Source organism: Staphylococcus sp. 510 (assembly GCF_057219715.1).
This window is the reverse complement of sequence record NZ_JBXVVK010000001.1, coordinates 179,569-202,438: the sequence shown is the minus strand read 5'-3', so window position 1 is coordinate 202,438 and position 22,870 is coordinate 179,569. Positions and strand designations below refer to the sequence as shown.

General features: G+C 32.5%; 19 protein-coding genes, 1 other RNA gene and 1 pseudogene. 19 read left to right on the top strand and 2 right to left on the bottom strand.

Annotated features, from left to right (window positions below; all coding sequences use genetic code 11):
- Nucleotides 1–43: 43 nt before the first annotated feature.
- The 10 genes from AC2D8K_RS00875 to AC2D8K_RS00830 all read left to right on the top strand — a co-directional run bounded on the left by AC2D8K_RS00875 (nt 44) and on the right by AC2D8K_RS00830 (nt 10,541).
- Nucleotides 44–739, top strand: a complete 696-nt coding sequence (locus AC2D8K_RS00875) for a zinc metallopeptidase (RefSeq protein WP_002451145.1) — start codon at nt 44–46, stop codon at nt 737–739.
- A gap of 167 nt (nt 740–906) precedes the next feature.
- On the top strand, nt 907–1,224 hold the full coding sequence (locus AC2D8K_RS00870) for a nucleotide pyrophosphohydrolase (RefSeq protein WP_002451146.1): 318 nt from the start codon (nt 907–909) through the stop codon (nt 1,222–1,224).
- Nucleotides 1,225–1,259: 35 nt separating this feature from the next.
- Complete coding sequence (gene bshA / locus AC2D8K_RS00865; RefSeq protein ID WP_002451147.1) at nt 1,260–2,399, top strand: N-acetyl-alpha-D-glucosaminyl L-malate synthase BshA; 1,140 nt, start codon at nt 1,260–1,262, stop codon at nt 2,397–2,399.
- Nucleotides 2,392–3,594 carry a CCA tRNA nucleotidyltransferase gene (locus AC2D8K_RS00860; protein WP_002451148.1) on the top strand — a complete coding sequence of 401 codons (1,203 nt, stop codon included), beginning with the start codon at nt 2,392–2,394 and terminating at the stop codon, nt 3,592–3,594. The genes bshA and AC2D8K_RS00860 overlap by 8 nt, the downstream gene beginning before the upstream one ends.
- Nucleotides 3,581–4,552, top strand: a complete 972-nt coding sequence (locus AC2D8K_RS00855; protein ID WP_002451149.1) for a biotin--[acetyl-CoA-carboxylase] ligase — start codon at nt 3,581–3,583, stop codon at nt 4,550–4,552. Before AC2D8K_RS00860 ends, AC2D8K_RS00855 begins: the two co-directional genes overlap by 14 nt.
- A 24-nt stretch (nt 4,553–4,576) precedes the next feature.
- Nucleotides 4,577–7,285: a helicase C-terminal domain-containing protein gene (locus AC2D8K_RS00850; RefSeq protein ID WP_002451150.1), complete on the top strand. Its 2,709-nt coding sequence runs from the start codon at nt 4,577–4,579 to the stop codon at nt 7,283–7,285.
- Nucleotides 7,286–7,446: 161 nt separating this feature from the next.
- On the top strand, nt 7,447–8,739 hold the full coding sequence (gene asnS / locus AC2D8K_RS00845; RefSeq protein ID WP_002451151.1) for an asparagine--tRNA ligase: 1,293 nt from the start codon (nt 7,447–7,449) through the stop codon (nt 8,737–8,739).
- A 134-nt stretch (nt 8,740–8,873) separates the two neighbouring features.
- Nucleotides 8,874–9,560, top strand: coding sequence for a DnaD domain-containing protein (locus AC2D8K_RS00840; RefSeq protein WP_002451152.1), 687 nt, complete (start codon nt 8,874–8,876; stop codon nt 9,558–9,560).
- On the top strand, nt 9,550–10,209 hold the full coding sequence (gene nth / locus AC2D8K_RS00835) for an endonuclease III (RefSeq protein WP_002451153.1): 660 nt from the start codon (nt 9,550–9,552) through the stop codon (nt 10,207–10,209). The genes AC2D8K_RS00840 and nth overlap by 11 nt, the downstream gene beginning before the upstream one ends.
- Nucleotides 10,210–10,214: 5 nt before the next feature.
- Nucleotides 10,215–10,541 carry a YpoC family protein gene (locus AC2D8K_RS00830; protein ID WP_002451154.1) on the top strand — a complete coding sequence of 109 codons (327 nt, stop codon included), beginning with the start codon at nt 10,215–10,217 and terminating at the stop codon, nt 10,539–10,541.
- 126 nt (nt 10,542–10,667) lie between these two features.
- On the opposite strand, the gene AC2D8K_RS00825 is transcribed toward AC2D8K_RS00830, so the two are convergent.
- Nucleotides 10,668–12,917, bottom strand: coding sequence for a transglycosylase domain-containing protein (locus AC2D8K_RS00825; protein WP_484697825.1), 2,250 nt, complete (start codon nt 12,915–12,917; stop codon nt 10,668–10,670).
- Nucleotides 12,914–13,540 (bottom strand): Holliday junction resolvase RecU, encoded by a 627-nt coding sequence (recU, locus tag AC2D8K_RS00820; RefSeq protein ID WP_002451156.1) that lies wholly within the window; start codon nt 13,538–13,540, stop codon nt 12,914–12,916. Before recU ends, AC2D8K_RS00825 begins: the two co-directional genes overlap by 4 nt.
- Before the next feature lie 343 nt (nt 13,541–13,883).
- Here recU and AC2D8K_RS00815 point away from each other — a divergent pair, with 343 nt between their 5' ends.
- From AC2D8K_RS00815 to AC2D8K_RS00775, 9 genes and pseudogenes are all read left to right on the top strand, one after another.
- On the top strand, nt 13,884–14,216 hold the full coding sequence (locus tag AC2D8K_RS00815; protein ID WP_002451157.1) for a DUF1798 family protein: 333 nt from the start codon (nt 13,884–13,886) through the stop codon (nt 14,214–14,216).
- 11 nt (nt 14,217–14,227) lie between these two features.
- Nucleotides 14,228–14,794: an SLOG family protein gene (locus tag AC2D8K_RS00810; protein WP_002451158.1), complete on the top strand. Its 567-nt coding sequence runs from the start codon at nt 14,228–14,230 to the stop codon at nt 14,792–14,794.
- 10 nt (nt 14,795–14,804) lie between these two features.
- The gene (gene gpsB / locus AC2D8K_RS00805) at nt 14,805–15,146 is read left to right on the top strand and encodes a cell division regulator GpsB (protein ID WP_002451159.1); all 342 of its coding nucleotides are present in this window, start codon (nt 14,805–14,807) and stop codon (nt 15,144–15,146) included.
- 163 nt (nt 15,147–15,309) lie between these two features.
- Nucleotides 15,310–15,689: RNase P RNA component class B (gene rnpB / locus AC2D8K_RS00800), an RNA gene on the top strand.
- A 178-nt stretch (nt 15,690–15,867) separates the two neighbouring features.
- The gene (locus AC2D8K_RS00795; protein WP_002451160.1) at nt 15,868–17,010 is read left to right on the top strand and encodes a THUMP domain-containing class I SAM-dependent RNA methyltransferase; all 1,143 of its coding nucleotides are present in this window, start codon (nt 15,868–15,870) and stop codon (nt 17,008–17,010) included.
- A 132-nt stretch (nt 17,011–17,142) separates the two neighbouring features.
- Nucleotides 17,143–17,781 (top strand): SDR family oxidoreductase, encoded by a 639-nt coding sequence (locus AC2D8K_RS00790; protein ID WP_002451161.1) that lies wholly within the window; start codon nt 17,143–17,145, stop codon nt 17,779–17,781.
- Nucleotides 17,782–17,973: 192 nt separating this feature from the next.
- Nucleotides 17,974–21,420, top strand: a complete 3,447-nt coding sequence (locus tag AC2D8K_RS00785) for a dynamin family protein (RefSeq protein ID WP_002451162.1) — start codon at nt 17,974–17,976, stop codon at nt 21,418–21,420.
- Nucleotides 21,421–21,438: 18 nt separating this feature from the next.
- Nucleotides 21,439–22,317, top strand: coding sequence for a 5'-3' exonuclease (locus AC2D8K_RS00780; RefSeq protein ID WP_002451163.1), 879 nt, complete (start codon nt 21,439–21,441; stop codon nt 22,315–22,317).
- A 341-nt stretch (nt 22,318–22,658) separates the two neighbouring features.
- A pseudogene (locus AC2D8K_RS00775) lies at nt 22,659–22,718 on the top strand (YSIRK-type signal peptide-containing protein); the annotation flags it as partial.
- Between the last annotated feature and the right edge of the window lie 152 nt (nt 22,719–22,870).

The following is a 22,870-nucleotide window of genomic DNA, read 5'->3' as shown; positions in this document are numbered from 1 at the left end:
GTGCAATTTGACAGTAGAATATGATTAAAGGAGAGTGAGTTTATTGTCTTTAATATCAATGATTATTTATTTTGTAATATTAATGGTCATCCCTATGTGGGCACAACATAAAGTTAAATCTAATTATGAAAAATACTCACAGGTTAGATCCACTAGTGGTAAAACTGGTCGTGAAGTAGCTGAAGAGATTTTACATGCTAATGGCATTTACGATGTCGATGTAGTTAAAGGTGATGGCTTCTTAACAGACCACTATGACCCAAACAAAAAAGTTGTTTGTTTATCTCCTGCAAACTACGATAGACCTTCTGTTGCTGGTACAGCTATTGCAGCCCATGAATGTGGACACGCAATACAACACCAACAAGGTTATGTTTTCTTAAGATTCAGATCAGCATTGGTACCTGTTGCAAACTTAGGTAGTTCACTAAGTTATATGGTTATTATGTTAGGTATCGTGTTAACTGCATTAGGCAGTGCCTTCGGATCTACTGCATTATGGATTGGTGCAGGTTTAATGTCACTTGCTGTTTTATTCTCAATTGTGACGTTACCAGTCGAATTCGACGCCAGTTCACGTGCAATGAAACAAATCACAGCATTGAATATCGTAAATGAGAAAGAGTACAAACACGCTAAGAAGGTATTATCAGCTGCAGCAATGACATATGTTGCATCTACTGCAGTAGCATTAGCCGAATTAGCTCGTATTATTTTAATCGCTAGATCAAGTGATTAATCTCGTCAGACTTAAATTTAGACACACCTAATGGTTGATATCGTCCAAATGATGATATCAACCATTTTTTATTTAAAGCAAGCGCTCACTTTGATTGCACTAAGAATGCATATCACTTTATTTTGATATATACTATATTAGAAATGCATTCAAAGGAGAGACGTTAATTGAAATCAATGACTCAAATGCAAAAAGAAGTAGATGACTACATTAGTCAATTTAAAGCAGGTTATTTTTCTCCATTAGCTAATCTTGCTAGACTAACAGAGGAAGTCGGAGAATTGTCTAGAGAAATCAACCATCAATATGGTGAAAAGAAAAAGAAGGATACAGAAGAAGAAAATACCATTAAAGCAGAATTAGGCGATAATCTATTTGTATTATTATGTATTGCCAATTCTCTAGATATCGATATGACAGAAAGTTTTAATGAAACAATGGACAAATTTAATACTCGAGATCATAATCGCTTTGAAAGAAAATAAATCGTTAAAAATAATAAAGAAAGGATGGGTTATTTATGAAAATAGGTATTACTTGTTACCCGTCCATGGGTGGTTCAGGCATTATTGCTACAGAGTTAGGCATTAAAATGGCAGAAAGAGGACACGAAGTCCATTTTATCACTTCAAATATACCATTTAGAATCCGTAAACCATTACCAAATATGATTTTCCATCAAGTCGAAGTAAATCAATATGCCGTTTTCCAATATCCACCATATGATATTACATTAAGCACAAAAATTTCAGAAGTTATTAAAGAATATGATTTAGATATTCTACATATGCACTATGCTGTACCTCATGCCATCTGTGGTATTTTAGCGAAGCATATGTCAGGTAAAGATATTAAAATGATGACGACCTTACATGGTACAGACATTACTGTACTCGGCTATGATCACTCATTAAAAGGTGCCATTAAATTTGGTATAGAAGAAAGTGATATCGTTACAAGTGTGAGTCATTCTTTAGCAGAACAAACAAAAGAAATTATTCATACTGACAAAGAAATTGTTCCAATTTATAATTTTGTAAGAGAAAATGAATTCCCTACACGACATGATGAAACATTTAAAACAGATTATGGTATTTCACCCAATGAAAAGGTACTCATACATGTTTCTAACTTTAGATCCGTCAAACGTATCGACACCATAATTGAAACGTTTGCTAAAGTTCATGAAAAAATACCAAGTAAATTAGTTCTCTTAGGTGATGGGCCTGAACTTATTGATATGCGTCAAAAGACACGAGATTTAGGTGTAGAAGAACATGTCTTATTTTTAGGGAAACAAGACAATGTGAGCGCATTTTATCAATTGTCCGATTTAGTACTCTTATTAAGTGAAAAAGAAAGTTTTGGTTTAACACTGTTAGAAGCAATGAAAACAGGCGTCGTACCTATAGGATCAAACGCAGGCGGAATTAAAGAAGTTATCAAACATGGTGAAACAGGCTATATTGTCGATGTAGGGGATAGCGAACAAGCAGCACAATATGCTATTAAACTGTTACAAGATCGCAAACTTTATGAACAATTTCAGTCACAAATGCTATTAGACATTGAGCAGCGTTTCGGTTCAGAATTAATTACTGACCAATATGAATATTATTATCGTAAAATGCTAAATAAAGGTGAGGACTTGCATGACTAATGAACTATTTGAGAGTGCTAAACCCATTTTAAACCAAATACAACAGCACGGGTATCAAGCATATTTTGTTGGTGGTTCTGTTAGAGATTACTTAATGCAACGTCCCATCCATGATATAGATATCACTACAAGTGCCACACCAGATGAAATTGAGTCCATATTCGATCATACGATACCTATTGGCAAAGAGCATGGAACGATTAATGTGGTATACAATCATGAAAATTATGAAGTAACTACGTTTCGTGCAGAAGAAGAATATATTGATCATCGACGACCTAGTGACGTACATTTTGTTCGAGATTTATATGAAGATGTACAACGTCGTGATTTTACCATCAACGCCATTGCAATGGATACAGATTATCAAACATTTGATTATTTTAATGGCGAAGATGATATTAAAAATGGCATTATCAGAACGGTGGGACAACCTACTGAACGATTTGAAGAAGATGCACTGCGCATATTACGAGGATTGCGTTTTCAATCACAACTTAATTTCAAAATTGAAAATCATACATTTAAAGCTATGGCAAATCAAATTGAAGATATTAAATATTTATCAATTGAACGTATCATTGTTGAGCTAAAAAAATTAATTTCTGGGCGAAATGTTGCTACGAGTTATCATCATCTCAATCAATTAAAGGCGTTTAACTATATACCTTATTTTCAAAATTTTGAAATGCATCTATTAAACATTGACGAACCGATGCATTTTGATACATGGATAGCATTGATTAACTCAAAATTTGATGAACAACAATCTTTGTCACCACTTAAAATAAGTAATAAAGAGAAGTCTCATATTAAACAACTAACAAACATTATTAGTCAATTACCAACCATTAGCACTAAAAAAGATTTAATAATGATGGTATACGACTATGATATCAATGATATATTAACTGTAATTGAGCTTAGTACGCTACTTTCTAAGAATCAATTTGAGACACCCAATCCACTGATGATTAATCCACAGTCAATCATGGAAAGTTATCATCAATTACCAATACATGAACGACAACAACTTGCAGTGAATGGTAGTGATTTAATGCAACATTTAAATCAACGAGGTGGACCTTGGGTAAAAGATGTTTTACGACAAATAGAATGTGCAGTAATAACGAAACAAGTTATTAACACACACGATGAAATAATGAAATGGGTGGATAAACATGTCGAAATATAGTCAAGATGTCGTTAGAATGTTATATGAACATCAACCTGAATATATTTCAGGTCAATATATTGCATATCAATTAAATATTTCAAGAGCAGCTGTTAAAAAAGTCATTGATCAATTAAAAATGAACGGGTGTCAAATAGAATCTATTAATCATAAAGGGCATTTACTGAAACAATTACCTGATCAATGGTACAGTGGCATTGTTAATCCAATTATTGAGCAACGTCACATATTTGACTATGTTGACGTCATGAGTACAGTAGATTCAACACAACTCAAAGCAAAGCAAGCACTAGTAGGGAACCAGGATTCATTTATTATTTTAAGCGATGAACAAACGAAAGGGCGTGGACGTTTCAATAGATATTGGCGTTCTAGTAAAGGGAAAGGACTTTGGATGTCGATTGTCCTACGTCCCGATGTACCATATGCGATGATTCCTAAATTCAATTTATTTATAGCATTAGGTATAAGAGATGCGATACAACAATTTTCAAGGCATGATGTAACAATAAAATGGCCAAACGATATATACATAGATGGCAAAAAAGTATGTGGTTTTTTAACTGAGATGGTTGCTAATTATGATGCTATTGAAGCAATTATATGTGGTATAGGCATTAATATGAATCATGACGTTTCTGATTTTGATGAAGAGATTCAACATAGCGCAACCAGTATACGAATTCATTCTGAAAATAACTTTAATAGATATGAATTTCTAGATGTATTAACTCAAAATATTGAACGCCGCTATCAACAATTTTTGACTGTTCCATTTGAAGAGATCAGAGAAGAATATATCGCTGCAACAAATATGTGGAATAAACCATTACGCTTTACTGAAAATGATAAACAATTTATTGGCGAAGCAATAGATATCGACCATGATGGATTTTTAATGGTTAAAGATGATGAGGGGCAACTTAGAAGGTTAATCAGTGCAGATATAGAATTATAACAAAGTTAACTAGGAGAGATAGCTATGGGCATAGCAACATATGCAGTTGTTGATTTGGAAACAACAGGTAATCAACTTGATTATGATGATATTATTCAAATTGGCATTACATTCGTTCGACAAAACAAAATAATAGGTACATATCATTCAATGATCAGAACTGATTTGGATATACCACCGTTTATTCAAGCACTCACTTCTATAGAAGAAACAATGCTTGAAAAGGCACCGTATTTCAAAGAAATTGCCCATGATATTTATCAACAATTACAAGAATGTGTATTTGTTGCACATAATGTCGCCTTTGATTTAAATTTCATTAAAAAGGCATTTAAAAATTGCAATATCAAATACCGTCCAAAACGTGTGTTGGATACATTAGAGCTATTTAAAATTGCATTTCCAACTGATAAAAGCTATCAACTTAGCGAATTAGCTGAGGCGCATGATATTCCTTTAAACAATGCACATAGAGCTGATGAAGATGCGACAACTACAGCTCAACTCATGATTAAAGCCTTCGAAAAGTTCGAACAATTACCATTAGATACATTAAAACAATTATATTACTTAAGTAAGGACTTAAAATATGATTTATATCACATTTTATTTGAAATGGTACGCCAACATAATAACGTGGCGTTAGACAGTCAATATGGTCAATTCGAACAAATCATCTATAAAAAGCAAGTCGATTTAAAAGGACCAGTTACAGAATTTAACGGATCATTGAAAACATTATATAAAAAAGCAACAAAACAATTAGGCTTAACCTATCGACCACAACAACTCTATTTGTCTGAAATCATATTAGAACAACTTATGCATAGTGAAAAAGCAATGATAGAAGCGCCTCTTGGAAGCGGTAAATCATTAGCTTATCTATTAGCAGCGTTAATGTATAATATTGAAACTGGTAGACATGTGATGATTTCAACAAATACCAAATTATTACAAAGTCAATTATTAGAAAAAGATATTCCAGCGCTCAATCAAGCACTTGATTTTAAAGTCAATGCTACATTAATTAAGAGCAAAAATGACTATATCTCTTTAGGCTTAATTAGCCAAATTCTAAAAGAAGAAACGAATAATTACGAAGTTAGTATTCTTAAAATGCAATTATTAATATGGATTACTGAAACACAAACAGGTGATATTCAAGAATTGAATTTAAAAGGCGGACAGAAAATGTATTTCGATCAGAAGATTGAAACCTATGTGCCAGTCCGTCATGATATACATTACTATAATTATCTCAAACGTAATGCGCAGAACATCCAAATTGGTATTACCAACCATGCACATCTAATCCATTCGGATGCTGAAAATTCTATATATCAATTGTTTGATGATTGTATCATTGATGAAGCACATCGATTACCAGATTATGCTCTTAATCAAGTAACTAATGAGTTAAACTATGCAGATATTAAATATCAGTTGGGCTTAATTGGTAAAAACGAAAATGAAAAACTTCTAAAAGCCATTGATCATTTAGAACAACAACGTATTTTAGAAAAACTAGATATTGCACCCATCGATGTGTTTGGTTTGAAATCTAATATTAATGACATACATGATCTTAATGAACGTTTATTTGACGATATTTATGATATCGTACAAAGCTCAGACGTTTATGACGACGATATTCATAAATATCACTATGTCTATGAATTTGAAAATGACCAAATTCTGAAGGACTTGCATCTTTTAATAAACAAACTTAATAAAACATTAGAAGTCTTTAATGGTATGAGTCATAAAACGATTAAAACAATGCGTAAACAGCTACTATATCTAAAAGAACGCTTTAGACAAATAGAACAAAGTTTAAAAAATCATCATACAAGCTTTATCTCTATTAAAAACTTAAGTCAGAAATCCACTATACGCTTATTCGTTAAAGATTACGCTGTTAAAGACATTTTGACGCAACAAGTATTAGATAAATTTAATGCTTTAACATTTATTTCAGGTACATTAACATTCAATCATTCATTCGATTCCTTCAAAAATTGGTTCAATAAGGATATTCAATTTAATACGTATGAAGTCACGACATCAGTTCAAAATACTAAAAATACGAATGTTTTTATACCTTCAGATGTGGCTCCTTATAACTATAAAAATATTGATGATTATGTCGCATCCATTGTCAATTATGTTATAGAATATACCAACACTACCGAATCTAAATGTCTCATATTATTTACAAGCTATAAAATGATGCATATGGTTCAAGATATGTTAAATGAATTACCAGAATTTGAGGATTATGTCATCTTAACACAGCAACAAAATCAAAATTACAAAATCGTTCAACAATTTAATCACTTTGATAAATCTATATTACTAGGTACCTCTACGTTCTTTGAAGGATTTGACTTTCAAGCAAATGGCATCAAATGTGTCATGATTGCTAAATTGCCATTTATGAATAAAAACAATGCCAAATATTGGCTAATGGATTCAGAATTTGAATCTACCTTCAAAGATTATGTATTACCTGATGCCGTTACCCGATTTAGACAAGGGTTAGGTCGTTTAATACGACATGAAAATGATAAAGGATTAATTGTGTCATTCGATGATCGCTTAGTAAATAGTAATTATAAAAGTTTCTTTGAACAAACATTAGAAAATTATCGCCAGAAAAAGGGTGATTTGAATCAATTTAGTAAATTATTGAAGCAAATTCAAAAGACAGTTGATAAAGACATCAATCAATAATCAAAATGGTAATCACGCTTCACTGTGATTACCATTTTAAATTCATATCATATTTAAATCGTGAGTATATGCACATACTTTTAATTCAAGTTCTAGAAGTTACCTACATATTTTGTTAAAATAAACAGGTATTGAAAAAAGATAAAAATAGGAGACTGGTTATGAAAACAACGATTAAACAAGCAAAGCAACATCTTAACCAAGAAGTGACAATCGGTGCTTGGTTAACTAACAAACGTTCAAGTGGTAAAATTGCGTTTTTACAATTACGTGATGGAACTGGATTTATGCAAGGTGTCGTAGTTAAATCTGAAGTAGACGAAGACGTTTTTAACTTATCTAAAGAAATTACACAAGAGTCTTCTTTATATGTAACAGGTACAATTACAGAGGATAATCGTTCAGACTTAGGTTATGAAATGCAAGTAAAATCTATCGAAGTCATTCACGAAGCACATGATTATCCAATCACACCAAAGAACCATGGTACAGAGTTCTTAATGGATCATCGTCACTTATGGTTACGTTCTAAAAAACAACATGCCGTGATGAAAATTAGAAATGAAATCATTAGAGCAACATATGAGTTCTTTAATGAAAATGGTTTCACTAAAATTGATCCACCTATTTTAACAGCAAGTGCACCAGAAGGTACGAGTGAATTATTCCATACAAAATATTTTGATGAAGATGCTTTCTTATCACAAAGTGGACAATTATATATGGAAGCAGCAGCAATGGCACATGGTCGCGTATTTTCATTTGGCCCAACTTTCAGAGCTGAAAAATCAAAAACAAGACGTCATTTAATTGAATTCTGGATGATTGAACCAGAAATGGCATTTACTGAACACGCAGAAAGCTTAGAAGTACAAGAACAATATGTTGCACATGTCGTTCAATCAGTACTTAAAAATTGTCAGTTAGAGCTTAAAGCATTAGATCGTGACACTTCTAAATTAGAAAAAGTAGCAGCACCATTCCCAAGAATAACGTATGATGATGCTGTTAAGTTCTTAAAAGAAGAAGGCTTCGATGATATCGAGTGGGGCGAAGATTTCGGTGCACCACATGAAACAGCTATTGCAAATCATTATGACTTACCAGTATTTATCACAAATTACCCAACTAAAATTAAGCCATTCTATATGCAACCAAATCCAGATAATGAAGATACTGTATTATGTGCTGATTTAATTGCACCAGAAGGTTACGGTGAAATTATTGGTGGTTCTGAACGTATTAATGATTTAGAATTACTAGAACAACGTATTAATGAACACGAATTAGATCCAGAAGCCTATAGTTATTACCTAGATTTACGCCGCTATGGTAGTGTACCTCACAGTGGTTTTGGACTTGGTTTAGAACGTACTGTTGCTTGGATCTCTGGTGTAGAACACGTGCGTGAAACGTCACCATTCCCACGTTTATTAAATCGTTTATACCCATAATATTGAATGAATTCAATTTAGATAGATACTACACTTACTAAGCCTGGGATATAAAATCATGTCACAGGCTAGATTTTTATATTAGCTGTATCTTGTATAATTTCTTAAATACAAATAATGATGGGAGGGGTAAGATGGATAAATTTCAATTAAAAACGAGACCTGTCGTTATTCGGCGAGAATTGCTTGATCATTATAGTGAATTAGGATTAGATGAACAAGACTTAATTATATTAATTAAACTCATCTATGCATCTGAAACATCAAACAAGCAACCATCTATAGAATTATTACAAAAAGGGTCTAATATGCAACCACGTGAAGTAACGGCAGTTATTCAAAATTTAATTCAACGTGAACTCTTAGAATTAAATGTTAATAAAGATGAAGAAGGTCGCTTCACTGAATACATGAATTTAGATCCTTTTTATGAGAAATTAAGTCAATTACTCAAAAAAGAAACAATGACTACCAATGTACAAAGCGATAAAGAAAAGTTTAAAACTTTATTCCAAATGATTGAGCAAACCTTTGCGAGACCTTTATCACCTTATGAAATTGAAACATTAAATCAATGGATCGATGTTGATCAACACGATATTGATATTATTCAAGCAGCACTAGATGAAGCCAATAGTCAGAACAAGTTAAGCTTTAAATATATGGATCGTATATTATTAAATTGGAAGAAGAATAATGTTAAAACAATCGATGATTCAAAAGAAATTCGTAAACAATTTAATCAACCTAAAATGAAACATACAGTTAAAAAGGTGCCTAAATTTGATTGGCTAAATGGAGAGAAATCAGATGATAAGTAAGAAAAAATCATTAGAAATGATTGATGTCATAGCAGATATGTTCCCAGATGCAGAATGCGAATTAAGACATGATAATGCATTCGAACTCACAATTGCCGTGCTCTTATCAGCACAATGTACGGATATCTTAGTCAATAAAGTAACTAAATCATTATTTGCTAAATATAAAACACCCGAAGACTATTTGAATGTCAGTGATGAGGAATTACAAAACGATATTAAATCAATTGGATTATATAGAAATAAAGCCAAAAATATCAAAAAATTATGTCAGTCATTATTAGACAAGTTTGATGGTGAAATTCCACAAACACATCAAGAGTTAGAAAGTTTAGCAGGTGTTGGACGTAAAACTGCAAACGTAGTCATGAGTGTTGCATTTAATGAACCTTCACTTGCTGTCGATACCCATGTAGAACGAGTATCTAAACGATTAGGTATTAACCGTTGGAAAGATAATGTGAGACAAGTTGAAGATAGACTTTGCTCTGTCATACCTAAAGAACGATGGAACAAAAGTCACCATCAACTCATTTTCTTTGGGAGATATCATTGCTTAGCTCGTAAGCCTAAATGTGATATTTGTCCTTTATTCAATGATTGTAGAGAAGGCCAGAAACGATATAAAGCAAGTTTGAAAGAAGTGTGAAATAAATGATTGAAAAACAGGACTTTGAGGAATTGGAACAACAACTTGATACATTAGCAAGTCAAAAAAAGTTAAATTCATCAGAAGCTAAACCTTTACTCGATGACTATTTTGATATGATTATAGATTATTTTAAGCAAATTAATGAAATCAGTGATTTTGACTTAGCTTTATTAGATGATTATCCAGTTGTTCCAATGAACTTTTCAGAGCGTTATCAATATATGCAAGCTCGAAAATATCATTTTATGGGATATAGACAAATGAAAACTTTAAAAACAGAGCTGATTAAAATGAATGCCTCATATCAAATTCGCAAAAAGAGAAAATAAAAGATTAGAAGTACTTTATCATAAACTCGCTAACTAGACATATTTGTCATTAGCGAGTTTATTTGTATATTCGAACATAAAAAAAGCACAAACCTTGTTGTAAGGTTTGTGCTTTTCGTCTATGAGTTATGATGCTTTATTGTTAAATATCGCATTAAAACTGAATAGACGAGTTAAGGCATTGCCACTTTGTTGTTGTGAGCTAGTACCTTGTTGTTGTGAACTGCCATTTGAACTATTTGATGAACCATTTGATCCGTTTGTGTTACTACTGTTAGATGATGAAGAATCGCCGTCACCATGCGTACTCTTATTAGTAGTATCGTTGTCAGGGTGACCACTAACAGATAATGAGTCTGGATCGCTACCTTCAACTGAGCTTGGTTTTTCAAAGTCTTTACCATCTCTAGATGAAATGTCTGACATAACGTCTTCGAATAGGTATTGTGGATATTCTTGTTCTGAATGTCCAACGAATGAGTTTGTACCGTATTCTTTAACTTTGTTGAAGCCCATCCACACTGACATAGTGTATTGAGGTGAGAATCCGTTAATCCAAACGTCTTTGGCTGCATTATCAGGTAAGTTATATTGACTATAAATTTCAGCACCATAAGTACCTGTACCTGTTTTAGCACCCATATTAACGCCAGATACACCGTGTCCATAAGCAGAACCGTAAGCTTTGAAAGTACCTTTAAGCATTTCAGCTAACATGTATGCTGTAGAATCTTTCATTGCTTTATGGCTTGTATGATCATATTCAATCGTATCGCCATCATGAGTGATAACTTTTTGAATTGAATGTGCATTGTTATACGTACCACCATTAGCAATTGCAGCAAATGCTGATGCTAATTGAGTAGGTGAGAATTCAGATGAAGAACCACCTAATACCTCAGAAGGTCCGATTTTACCTTCGTAATCTAAACCAACTTTAGATGCGAATTTCTTAGGTGCATCATTACCAGCATGTTCTTTTGTTTGTTGCCATGCTTTTAAGGCTGGAATATTGAAACTTTGACGTAAAGCATCATAGATGTTTACTGTACCATGACTCTTAGTATCATAGTTTCGGAATGTTGATCCATCAACTTGATATGATGATTCATCTTGAAGCGCATGGTTTGTTGTCCAATGCATATTTTCTATTGCTGGACCATAAGCTAAGAATGGTTTCAGTGATGAACCAGTAGGGTGAGCATCTGTAGCTTGGTTTCTGTCAACAACGTCTTTATAATTACGTCCACCAGAAATAGCTACTAAACCACCAGTTTTACTATCTAAAATAGTGGCACCAACTTGTTGGTCATCATTTTTGTAGAAGCTACCATTATTAATCTTATCTTGAAGCGTTTGTTGAACGTCTTTGTCCATATTAGTATAGATCTTAATACCACTTTGAAGAACGTTACCTAAGTTTTCATCTTTGAAATGTTTGTTATTCATTAATTCTGATTTAACAAAGTTCACATAAGATGCTAATTCAGGATCTTTTTCTTCAGTCGTATTTTGACGTTCTTTATCAGTTCTTTGAACTAAATTAGCTTTAAGATCGATTTTCTTAGCTTTTTCATATTCTTTGTCGCTAATTCTCTTATGCATATGCATTAAATATAGCACTGTATCTTTACGACTCTCAGCTTCTTTAGGATGATCATAAATATTATAATTATTAGGTACTTGTGGTAAACCAGCTAAGTATGCTTCTTCAGCTAAGTTTAAATCTTTAAGATCTTTATTAAAGTAGTACTTAGCAGCAGCTTTAACACCAGTTACACCATCAGAGTAGTAAATCTTATTCAAGTAAACTTGGAAGATTTCATCTTTACTATACTCTTGTTCTAAACGGTAAGAAAGGTAAGCTTCTTGCGCTTTACGACCGATAGATTTTTGTTGAGACAAGAATGCGTCTTTAACAACTTGTTGCGTTAAAGTTGAAGCACCCTGTGCACCAAATCCACCAGTTAAGTTTTTACCAACTGCACCGAATAGACGTTTATAGTCTAAAGCACCGTGATCATAGAAGCGATTATCTTCAGTAGCTAATACGGCATCTTTCATACCTTGTGGTACATCTTTGAGATTGACATGTTCGTGACGTTGACCATAATCTAACGTCTTGACTAAGTCACCATTTTTATCATAAATCTTAGCAGGGATTGGATCCTCTAACTTAGATTCTGTAAAAGCAGGTGCTTTCCATGCATAATATGCAAATAGTAAGATACCGAGCAACAATAGAACAATAAAGGCAATAAACATAAAGCCAATAATCTTAATAATCGTTCTCTTCACATTTCTATTCTTTTTTTCGTCGGACTTCTCATTACTGCCATTTTTCTTAGGCTGAGAAGACCCTTTGTTTTCCGTCATACGCGGTCCTCACTTTCATCTAATATCAACTTATCAACTGCTTTGAGGTAATTCAATCTAGGTTGATACTGATAAGGAATATGGTAACCATTTTTTCGTATTTCATCAACTGTTATTGATTTTTTAATATCCTTTTGATATCTATCCCAAAAGAATTCAAATTTAGAATAAGGTAATAGATATACTTCATCAAGTGATTTAAATCTTATCATTAAAAAAACAATACCGTGTTGTTGGTATGTGTTTCTCATATGATCCACTTGATGATCATGAATATTATTCAAAGGAAATGATGTTTTGTTCTTCGTTTCCTTTGCTTCAAAATCAATATAATAGCCATTATAAACACCATTATAATCAGTTGTTGAAGGCGTACGAAAATAAGCTTCATTTATCACAGCTTTACTCCTTTTTGGATAATGAACATTCACTATCTGTACAGGCGTAGGTTTCTTGTGAATGACTGCGATGCCACGCTTTAAATAAAAAGCATTAGAATGCTCTATATCTTTTTCAAGTGACATACCTCGTCCGCCATACTCAATATTACTTGAGTTTGACGTCGATTTGCGTCCGTCCAAAGACTTATTTTCTTTGTATGGTTGACCATTAGGATAATTCATATATTTCACCACACAAGCTTGGTAGTAAACTGCAATTATTATACACAACAATTTACGATTTACCAAACTTTTATAAAATTAATGTATATTTAACTAACCAAAAATACATCAAACCTTATTTTAACGTGCTTTTATCAAATAAACAATAAAAACAATCACATTTATCTCCATGTATATCGACAATCTTTCTATCATTTTAATAGCATGTCATTAATGCTCTAATGTAAAAATCATAAATTAATATCAACTTTGATAATATTTTCTGGCTTTTGTCCATTATTAAACACTTTGATATGACGCTTTAAGAACATTATGATAAATTAGTCATGTAGGAGGCAACTAGATGCTAGATACTATTCGACAGTTAATAGAGGAAGTCAATCATATGAATGACATTTACGAACAAGTTAGAGAATATGACGAAGACAAAGACTTTCACAAAGTGGTTGAACCTTATGTTCGACATATCGATTCACTACTAGATCAACTAAAACCATATGAGCAATCACTCATTGATACTACTTATATGAATAAACCAAAATTAGACTTATTAATTAAGAATATAGAAGAATTATCCGTTGAATGCCATTTTAAGCGTACAAGTAGAAAACTTTTCACTGAAAAAATAAAAGCAGTACAATATGATTTGAACAATATTTTAAATAAACATGTTTAAAGAGGGAAATTATGGTTAAAAATGTTTATATCACAGGGTATAAATCTTATGAATTAAATATATTCAAAGATGATGCACCTGAAGTTTACTATTTAAAGGAATTTATAAAACATAAAATCAAACAATTATTAGATGAAGGATTAGAATGGGTATTAATTCAAGGGCAGATGGGAATAGAATTATGGTCAGCAGAAGTCGTGATTGAATTAAAAGAAACATATCCTGAACTTAAATTAGGTGTTATTACACCTTTTGAAGGTCATACATCTAAATGGAATGAACAAAATCAAACGAAATACATAAATATGATTAATCAAGCAGATTTCTTAGAAAGCGTATTTCATTCAGAATATCAAGGGCCATTCCAATTTAAACGGGCGGACCAATTTATGTTAGACCATACTGACCAAACATTATTAATATACGATGAAGAACAAGAAGCGAGTCCTAAATTCTTCAAATCGATGTTAGTTGATTTTATGGAAAAAACAAACTATACTTGTGATATTGTGACGTTTGATGAACTCACTGAATTCATCAACGACTTGCAGTGGTCTCAAGATCAAAGTTTCGAATGAGGTGGAAAAAATGTCAGATGTTTCATTAAAATTATCAGCGAAAGATATTTATGAAAAAGATTTTGAAAAAACTATGGCTCGTGGCTATAGAAGAGAAGAAGTAGATGCTTTTTTAGATGATATTATTACAGATTATCAAAAAATGGCAGACATGAATAACGAAGTTGTAAAACTTTCAGAAGAAAACCACAAACTGAAAAAAGAACTTGAAGAATTAAGATTACGCGTAGCGACAACTAGACCACAAGAGAATAAAAACTTTTCTTCAAATGGTTCTAACAATGCATCATCAAATAATGTTGATATTTTAAAACGTATTTCTAATTTAGAAAAAGCAGTATTTGGGAAATAATAAATGAATCGGTTGAGACAATCCGTGTGATATAAGCCAATGCGTTATATCATATAACTGATAAGTATTGTGACACATGTTCCTTTTTAATAATGAAGATGTTGCTATCATACTTGAAAATGCTTTGTCTCAACCTTTTTTTATGTTATACTCTCAAAGGTGATATTTTGGGTGATCGCTATAGTGATATAGAGGAAAGTCCATGCTCACACAGTCTGAGATGGCTGTAGTGTTCGTGCTTGATGAAACAATAAATCAAGGCATTAATTTGACGGCAACGAAATAACCTAAGTCAATTGATATGGTTAGAATAGTTTGAAAGTGCCACAGTGACGTAGCTTTTATAGAAATATAAAAGGTGGAACGCGGTAAACCCCTCGAGTGAGCAATCCAAATTAGGTAGGAGCACTTGTTTAGCGGAATTCAACGTATAAACGAGACACATGCATATATTTGTTATGTGTAGACAGATGGTTACCACCAACGTACCAGTGTGACTAGTGCACGTTATGAGTACAATGGAACAGAACATGGCTTACAGAAATATCACCACTAGTTTAGCTCTCCCATACAACGGAGAGCTTTTTTAATGTCAATAAACGGTATTCACATTTATAAATGATCAACTATAAGCCGAAATGAATCACACTATATGATTAAATTTTAAATCTAACTCTGTTAGAATAAACATAACGAAATTAATCCAAAAGGAGAACAACGCATGTTTCAATTATTAGCAGTATGTCCAATGGGGCTTGAATCAATCGTAGCCAAAGAAATTCAAGAACTAGGTTACGAAACACAAGTAGAAAATGGGCGTATCTTTTTTGAAGGTGACGAAAACGCCATCGTCAAATGTAACTTATGGCTACGTACCGCAGACCGTGTCAAAATTGTCATGGGCCAATTTAAAGCAACAACCTTCGATGAATTATTTGAAAAAACAAAAGCATTACCATGGGAGTCAATTATAGACCAACAAGGGAACTTTCCAGTCCAAGGTCGTAGTGTCAAATCTACCTTATATAGCGTGCCAGATTGCCAAGCTATTACTAAAAAAGCAATCGTAGAACGTCTTAAACATGCATATAATGAAAAAGGATGGCTCAACGAATCAGGTGCAAAATATCCTGTAGAAGTATCCATATTAAAAGATAAAGCACTTCTTACCATTGATACGTCTGGTTCAGGGTTAAATCGACGTGGCTATCGTTTAGCGCAAGGGGAAGCGCCTATTAAAGAAACATTAGCTGCTAGTTTGATTAAGTTAGCTAATTGGACTGGCGATACACCACTTATCGATCCATTCTGTGGTTCAGGAACGATTGCCATTGAAGCATGTCTTATCGCACAAAATATCGCACCTGGATTTAACAGAGACTTTGTATCTGAAGAATGGAATATTATGCCACCAAACATTTATGACGATATGCGGGATGAAGCTGACAAACACGCAAATTATGATAGAGAAATCCAAGTATATGCCTCAGATATTGACCCAGAGATGGTTGAAATCGCAAAACGCAATGCAGAAGAAGTTGGATTAGCTGATATCATTCAATTCAGTGTAAAAGATGTAAATACATTAACAATCGATACTGAAGAACCCATTGCACTAATCGGTAATCCACCTTATGGTGAACGTATCGGTGATAGAGACGAAGTTGAAGAAATGTATCGATATATTGGTAAGTTAATGAAACAACACGATTATTTATCAACTTATATCTTAACAAGTAATAAAGAATACGAACATTTAGTTAATAAAAAAGCAACAAAACGCCGTAAGTTGTTTAATGGCTATATCGAATGTACGTATTATCAATATTGGGGTAAGAAACCACAACTCAATAAAGAATCATAATGATTAAAATCAAATCAATTCATTAGCACTCTCAATTCAACTGTAGTAAGGTTGGATTAAGAGTGTTTTAATTTAAATTACTTTTATAATTAATAAATATAATAATCATTATTATTGAGAGGAGTAATTAATATGAAGAATGTTTTAATTATTGGGGCAAATGGACGTGTGGCTATCGAAGCGACAAAAATTTTCTTAGAGAATTCAAACTTTAATGTGAACCTGTTCTTAAGAAATGCACATCGTATCCCTGACTACGCTTCAAACAGAGTTACAGTCTTTGAAGGCGATGCTAAGAACCAACAAGATTTAGAACAAGCCTTAGACAATATAGATATTGTTTTTACTGGTACCTCTGGCTCATTAAATCGTCACGCTGAAACGATTGTTAAAGCGATGGATGCTAAAGGTATTAAACGATTAATTTTAATTGCTGCACCTGGTATTTACGATGAGTTACCAGAAGCTTTCAATGAATGGAATAAGCAACAGTTTGGAGACAAGTTAAACTTATACCGTCAAGCAGCTGATACAATCGAGCAATCCGACTTAGACTATACAATTATTAGACCAGGTTGGTTAACAGATAAAAATGAAAATATATATGAAATCAGCAGTAAAGAAGGGGATTTTGAAGGTACTGAAGTATCAAGAAAAAGTGTCGCTAATTTAGCAGTACAAATTGCAAAGCACCCTGAATTACATTCAAAAGAGAATATCGGTGTATTTAAGCCAGGAACTGAAGGCAACAAACCCTCATGGTTTGAATAATCCTGCCTAAAATTCATAGGTTTTAAACGATATATATGATAATATTTTAAGTAATATCATAATCTATGATAACTGACTTATTAAGAAGAGGTTATGACAACGTCACTTACATTAAAATTTGGTATAGAATTTTAAATCACTTTGTCTTAATCTCTTCTTTTTTATTGACTGAACTAAAGGGGATTAATACGCATGACACATACAGAACAGTTAGACATTTTATATAAATTAAAAAAAGAAGTAGAAAAATCAAATAACACTGCTTTACTAAATACTATTAATCAAGTGATTAAAAAAATATATAAAAATCAATTTACAATATCATTTGTTGGTCACTTTTCAGCTGGTAAATCAACACTTATCAACTTGTTATTAGAGCAAGATATTCTACCAAGCTCTCCAGTACCTACTACTAGTAATACAGCCATTGTATCGGTATCTGATACAGAAGATATCATCGCAAACTTGCCAAACCAACAATACACAAAGCTAAAAACATATGATGAAGTTAAACAAATGAATCGTCAAAATATAGATGTAGAATCTGTAGAGATTAACTTCCAATCTGATAAATTCGACAAAGGGTTTACATTCCAAGATACACCTGGTGTCGATTCTAATGTCGCAACACATCAAACAACTACTGAGCAATTTATGTATACGAGTAATGTTTTATTTTATACTGTTGACTATAATCATGTGCAATCTGCACTTAATTTTCAATTTATGAAAAGAATTAATGAAGTGGGTATTCCAGTAGTATTTATCATTAATCAAATAGATAAACATAATGATGATGAACTTTCATTTGATACATTCAAATCTAGAGTTGAGAAATCTATCAATGAATGGGACATCGATTTACAACATATATATTACGTCTCAAAATTCGATCATCCTAAAAATCAAATCGATGAATTATCAGAGTACCTATTGTATTTAGACAAGCATAGAGAGGCAATGGAAACATATGTGGAACGTACTGTTTCATTCATCACAGATGCTCAACTTTCATATATTCAAAATGAAATGCAAAGTATACTTGAATACCTGAATATTGAAGAGGATGAGTTTGAACAAGCTTATTTAAATTTCCAACAAACACAAGCCGTTTCAGAAGAAGCACAACTACTCAATGATAAAGACAAATTAAAAGCGTACCTTAAACAAAAACGTAAAGATATATTAGAAAACGCCTATATTATGACACATGATATGCGCGAACAACTACGTTCTTATTTAGAAAGTAAGGCTACTGACTTTAAAGTAGGCGGACTCTTTAATAAGGCTAAAAAGAAAGAGGAAGCACAAACTGAACGTTTAGATAAAGCCATCAGCATGCTTCAAGAAAAGATTAATACTCAAATACGTCAACCTATGCGCGAAGACATGTCATTCTTAACGCGTTTTATCAATCAAAAAAATATAAACGAACATATACTTAACCAATCATATGATATTCCAAATGATTTAGTTTCATCACTATATCAACCTCAAACAACGATTAGTAATACGTATGTATTAACTTTTTCAGATGAAGTGGTTAAAGCAATCAATCAATTTGTTGAACGTCAATCGAATCCGTTATTTGAAAAAGCTATTCAACATGTACAAGCTAATGAGATTGAAACTGAAGATAATGATACATCAGATGAATATCAACGATACTTAGAATTAAATAACTTAAAAGACTCCATCACTACACGCAATTATCAACATTACTATATACATTTGGAAGACTCTTTAGATAAGTTAACTGGTCGCACTGAAGCGAATTTCACTATTAAAGAAGAACATGATACAACACATCATCAACATCGTGATCATATTCAAGCCAGTGATGACACATTAAGTCGTTCACAAGTAGATATAGAAAAAGCTTTAAATATCATCGAAGATATTCCATTATTCGAGCGTACACAAACGGATATTAAACAAACACTCACGCGTTTAGACCAAAAAATCACTAAGATTGGTGTATTCGGTACATTTAGTGCAGGTAAGAGTAGTTTAATAAATGCTTTACTAGGTGATAATTACTTAGTTAGCTCACCAAATCCGACAACGGCAGCTACCACAGAACTAACTTACGGGGAAAGTAGTAGCATTACATTAAAATCATCAAAGCAATTACTAGATGAGATTAACCAATTACTAGAGTTCTTTAATCAGTCATTCTCGTCTTTAGATGAGTTTATCAATAGCGATATTACTCAATTAAAATCAAAACTAGAAAAAAATCAACTTGCCTTTATTTCAGCAGTTGAAAAGCATTACGACATGTATATCAATATGCTAGAAGAAGGGGAAGTACATCACATTTCACAAGAAGATGTCAAAAAATGGTCTGCCGAAGATGAATATGCAACTTTCGTTAAAACAGTACATTTACAAGTACCTGTTGAATGGCTTAAAGGTAAGATTGTTGTCGATTCACTTGGTTTACATTCCAATAACCAACGTCATACAAACGAAACTGAACAAATCCTTACGTCATCAGACTTAATTTTATACGTCAGTTATTTCAATCATTCATTTACTGATAATGACAAAGCATTCATTGAACATATGAAAGATATGAATCAGTTAAATGAAAACCAAGCATTCAAAATGATTATTAATGCTGTTGATTTAGCCGAAAGTGATGAAGATCTTAATGCTGTTAAAGATTATGTTGCCGATGCACTTAACCAAGTTCAATTACAATCTGAAGTATTTGGTGTGTCTAGTCGTGAAGCATTAAAATCAAGTGATGAGGGTATGGATCAATTAAAAGAAAGCATTCAACATTTCGTCGATGTAGAATCTAAAACTATCTTAGAACAACAAATGATTCACCAACTCCAACAAATTGATCAGTCCTATCAAGACATGATTTCAGAGTTTGAAACCAATAAAGATGATATCGCAAAACGTCAACGTAAATTAGAATCATACAAAGACAAAGAGAGACTTGAAAACCAATTAATTGCTACTACAACCCAACATACGAATAATGAAGTCGAAGAACAAGTCTATCATTTAAATCAAAGATTAAAGCTTCAGTTAATGGATGATATTAAGTCTGTTTATAACAGTCAAATGACACAAAATAGTGATTTCAATGCTGAAAAGAAAAATTCAACTAAAATATATCTAGATCAAATTCATCAAAGAATGTTTTTAGAGCAATCATTAATTACTGAAAGAATCAAGAAATATTTTAACCAACAATTAGACGAACAAGTTGCACCTGTCTTGCAACAATTAAGTCAATTGCATATTATTGTACATCCACGCTTCAATTTACAACCAGATGTTGTCGATCAACCATTGCTTCATATTGATTTAAACGATATGATGGCTGAATTGCCTAAACAATTAACGAAACGTAAAATTTTAAATGCGAATGCTCAAAAAGATATTCACGAAGCAATTTGTCAAAGTACATTAGAACTACTTCAACCTAACTTTAGTCGCTTAAGACAACAACTTGAAACATATGTTGATCAAATGTCTGATGAAGCAGAACAACAATTCAATAGCATTGAAGATAATATTCAAAGTCAGATCAATGAATTATTATCATTTGAATTAGACGAATCATTAATTTCACAACTTAAAGATAAGCACCAACAACTCGAAGCAATTATATATTAAGAAAGAAGGACAATCGAAATGCCTAATAAAGTATTACTCGTCGATGGCATGGCTTTATTATTTAGACATTTTTTCGCAACGAGTCTACACAATCAATTTATGTACAATTCAAAAGGAGTTCCGACTAACGGAATTCAAGGGTTTGTACGTCATATCTTTTCAGCTATCCACGAGATCCAACCTACACATGTAGCTGTTTGTTGGGATATGGGGCAATCAACCTTCAGAAATGACATGTTTGAAGGTTATAAACAAAATCGCTCAGCACCACCAGAGGAGCTCATTCCACAATTTGACTATGTCAAAGAGATTTCTGAACAATTTGGTTTCGTTAATATCGGTGTGACAAATTATGAAGCCGATGATGTGATTGGTACATTAGCACAAACCTATTCCACTGATAACGATGTTTATATTATTACCGGCGATAGAGATTTGTTACAATGCATCAACGAAAATGTTGAAGTATGGCTCATTAAGAAAGGCTTTAATATTTATAATCGATATACCTTACATCGATTTAATGAAGAATATGAATTAGCGCCGAAACAATTGATCGATATCAAAGCGTTTATGGGTGACACAGCTGATGGTTATGCAGGCGTTAAAGGTATTGGCGAGAAAACTGCACTCAAATTGATTCAACAATATGGTAGTGTTGAAGAGGTAATTAATCAAATTGATGCCTTAACACCGGGCCAAAGAAAGAAAATTAACGACAATATAAATGAACTACACTTATCAAAGCGTTTAGCTGAAATTCATACAAATGTACCTATCGATAGTGCGCAATTGTTCCAAGATATGGCATTTGCAACTACGCTTAACCATATATTATCAATCTGTAATGAACATGAACTATACGTTTCCGGTAAATATATATCAAGCCATTTATAAAATCATAAACAAAGCGACTCATACAATTATCTTAAACAAGGTAATCTATGAGTCGCTTTTTATTTTTATAATCGAATTAAATTAAAATAATTTTAATTTATCCTATATCCAATTACACTTATATAAAATTTATGATATTATTAAATAGAACGTTAATAAATTGTTCAACATTATGTTGTGATGTATGTCGATTTGTCTGTTTTTTATCATATATTTGAGAAATCATAGTAATGATAATGAATCAATATATATCAAATCATAACCTTAATTAACAGACATACATACCTATCACAACTATAACATCAGAGACACAACAACAAGATAAGGAGTGAACAATAGCTGTGAATAATCGTGAGAAATTACAGAAGTTTAGTATTCGTAAATATACAGTTGGTACGTTTTCAACAGTCATTGCGACGTTAGTCTTTTTAGGTTTTAACGCTTCTCATGTACAAGCTGATGAATTAAGTGTAACAGAAAAGAATGCACTACAAACGCTGCAGCAGCATGATGGGGGGACAAACATTTCGCAGTCTGATTCCAATTTGCAAAC

Coding starts and splice junctions, on each gene's coding strand:
- AC2D8K_RS00815 (WP_002451157.1), top strand. CDS start 13,884: ATGCTAGATACTATTCGACAGTTAATAGAGGAAGTCAATCATATGAAT.
- AC2D8K_RS00780 (WP_002451163.1), top strand. CDS start 21,439: ATGCCTAATAAAGTATTACTCGTCGATGGCATGGCTTTATTATTTAGA.
- AC2D8K_RS00850 (WP_002451150.1), top strand. CDS start 4,577: ATGGGCATAGCAACATATGCAGTTGTTGATTTGGAAACAACAGGTAAT.
- asnS (WP_002451151.1), top strand. CDS start 7,447: ATGAAAACAACGATTAAACAAGCAAAGCAACATCTTAACCAAGAAGTG.
- gpsB (WP_002451159.1), top strand. CDS start 14,805: ATGTCAGATGTTTCATTAAAATTATCAGCGAAAGATATTTATGAAAAA.
- AC2D8K_RS00790 (WP_002451161.1), top strand. CDS start 17,143: ATGAAGAATGTTTTAATTATTGGGGCAAATGGACGTGTGGCTATCGAA.
- AC2D8K_RS00830 (WP_002451154.1), top strand. CDS start 10,215: ATGATTGAAAAACAGGACTTTGAGGAATTGGAACAACAACTTGATACA.
- AC2D8K_RS00840 (WP_002451152.1), top strand. CDS start 8,874: ATGGATAAATTTCAATTAAAAACGAGACCTGTCGTTATTCGGCGAGAA.
- bshA (WP_002451147.1), top strand. CDS start 1,260: ATGAAAATAGGTATTACTTGTTACCCGTCCATGGGTGGTTCAGGCATT.
- nth (WP_002451153.1), top strand. CDS start 9,550: ATGATAAGTAAGAAAAAATCATTAGAAATGATTGATGTCATAGCAGAT.
- AC2D8K_RS00810 (WP_002451158.1), top strand. CDS start 14,228: ATGGTTAAAAATGTTTATATCACAGGGTATAAATCTTATGAATTAAAT.
- AC2D8K_RS00825 (WP_484697825.1), bottom strand. CDS start 12,917: ATGACGGAAAACAAAGGGTCTTCTCAGCCTAAGAAAAATGGCAGTAAT.
- recU (WP_002451156.1), bottom strand. CDS start 13,540: ATGAATTATCCTAATGGTCAACCATACAAAGAAAATAAGTCTTTGGAC.
- AC2D8K_RS00795 (WP_002451160.1), top strand. CDS start 15,868: ATGTTTCAATTATTAGCAGTATGTCCAATGGGGCTTGAATCAATCGTA.
- AC2D8K_RS00855 (WP_002451149.1), top strand. CDS start 3,581: ATGTCGAAATATAGTCAAGATGTCGTTAGAATGTTATATGAACATCAA.
- AC2D8K_RS00860 (WP_002451148.1), top strand. CDS start 2,392: ATGACTAATGAACTATTTGAGAGTGCTAAACCCATTTTAAACCAAATA.
- AC2D8K_RS00785 (WP_002451162.1), top strand. CDS start 17,974: ATGACACATACAGAACAGTTAGACATTTTATATAAATTAAAAAAAGAA.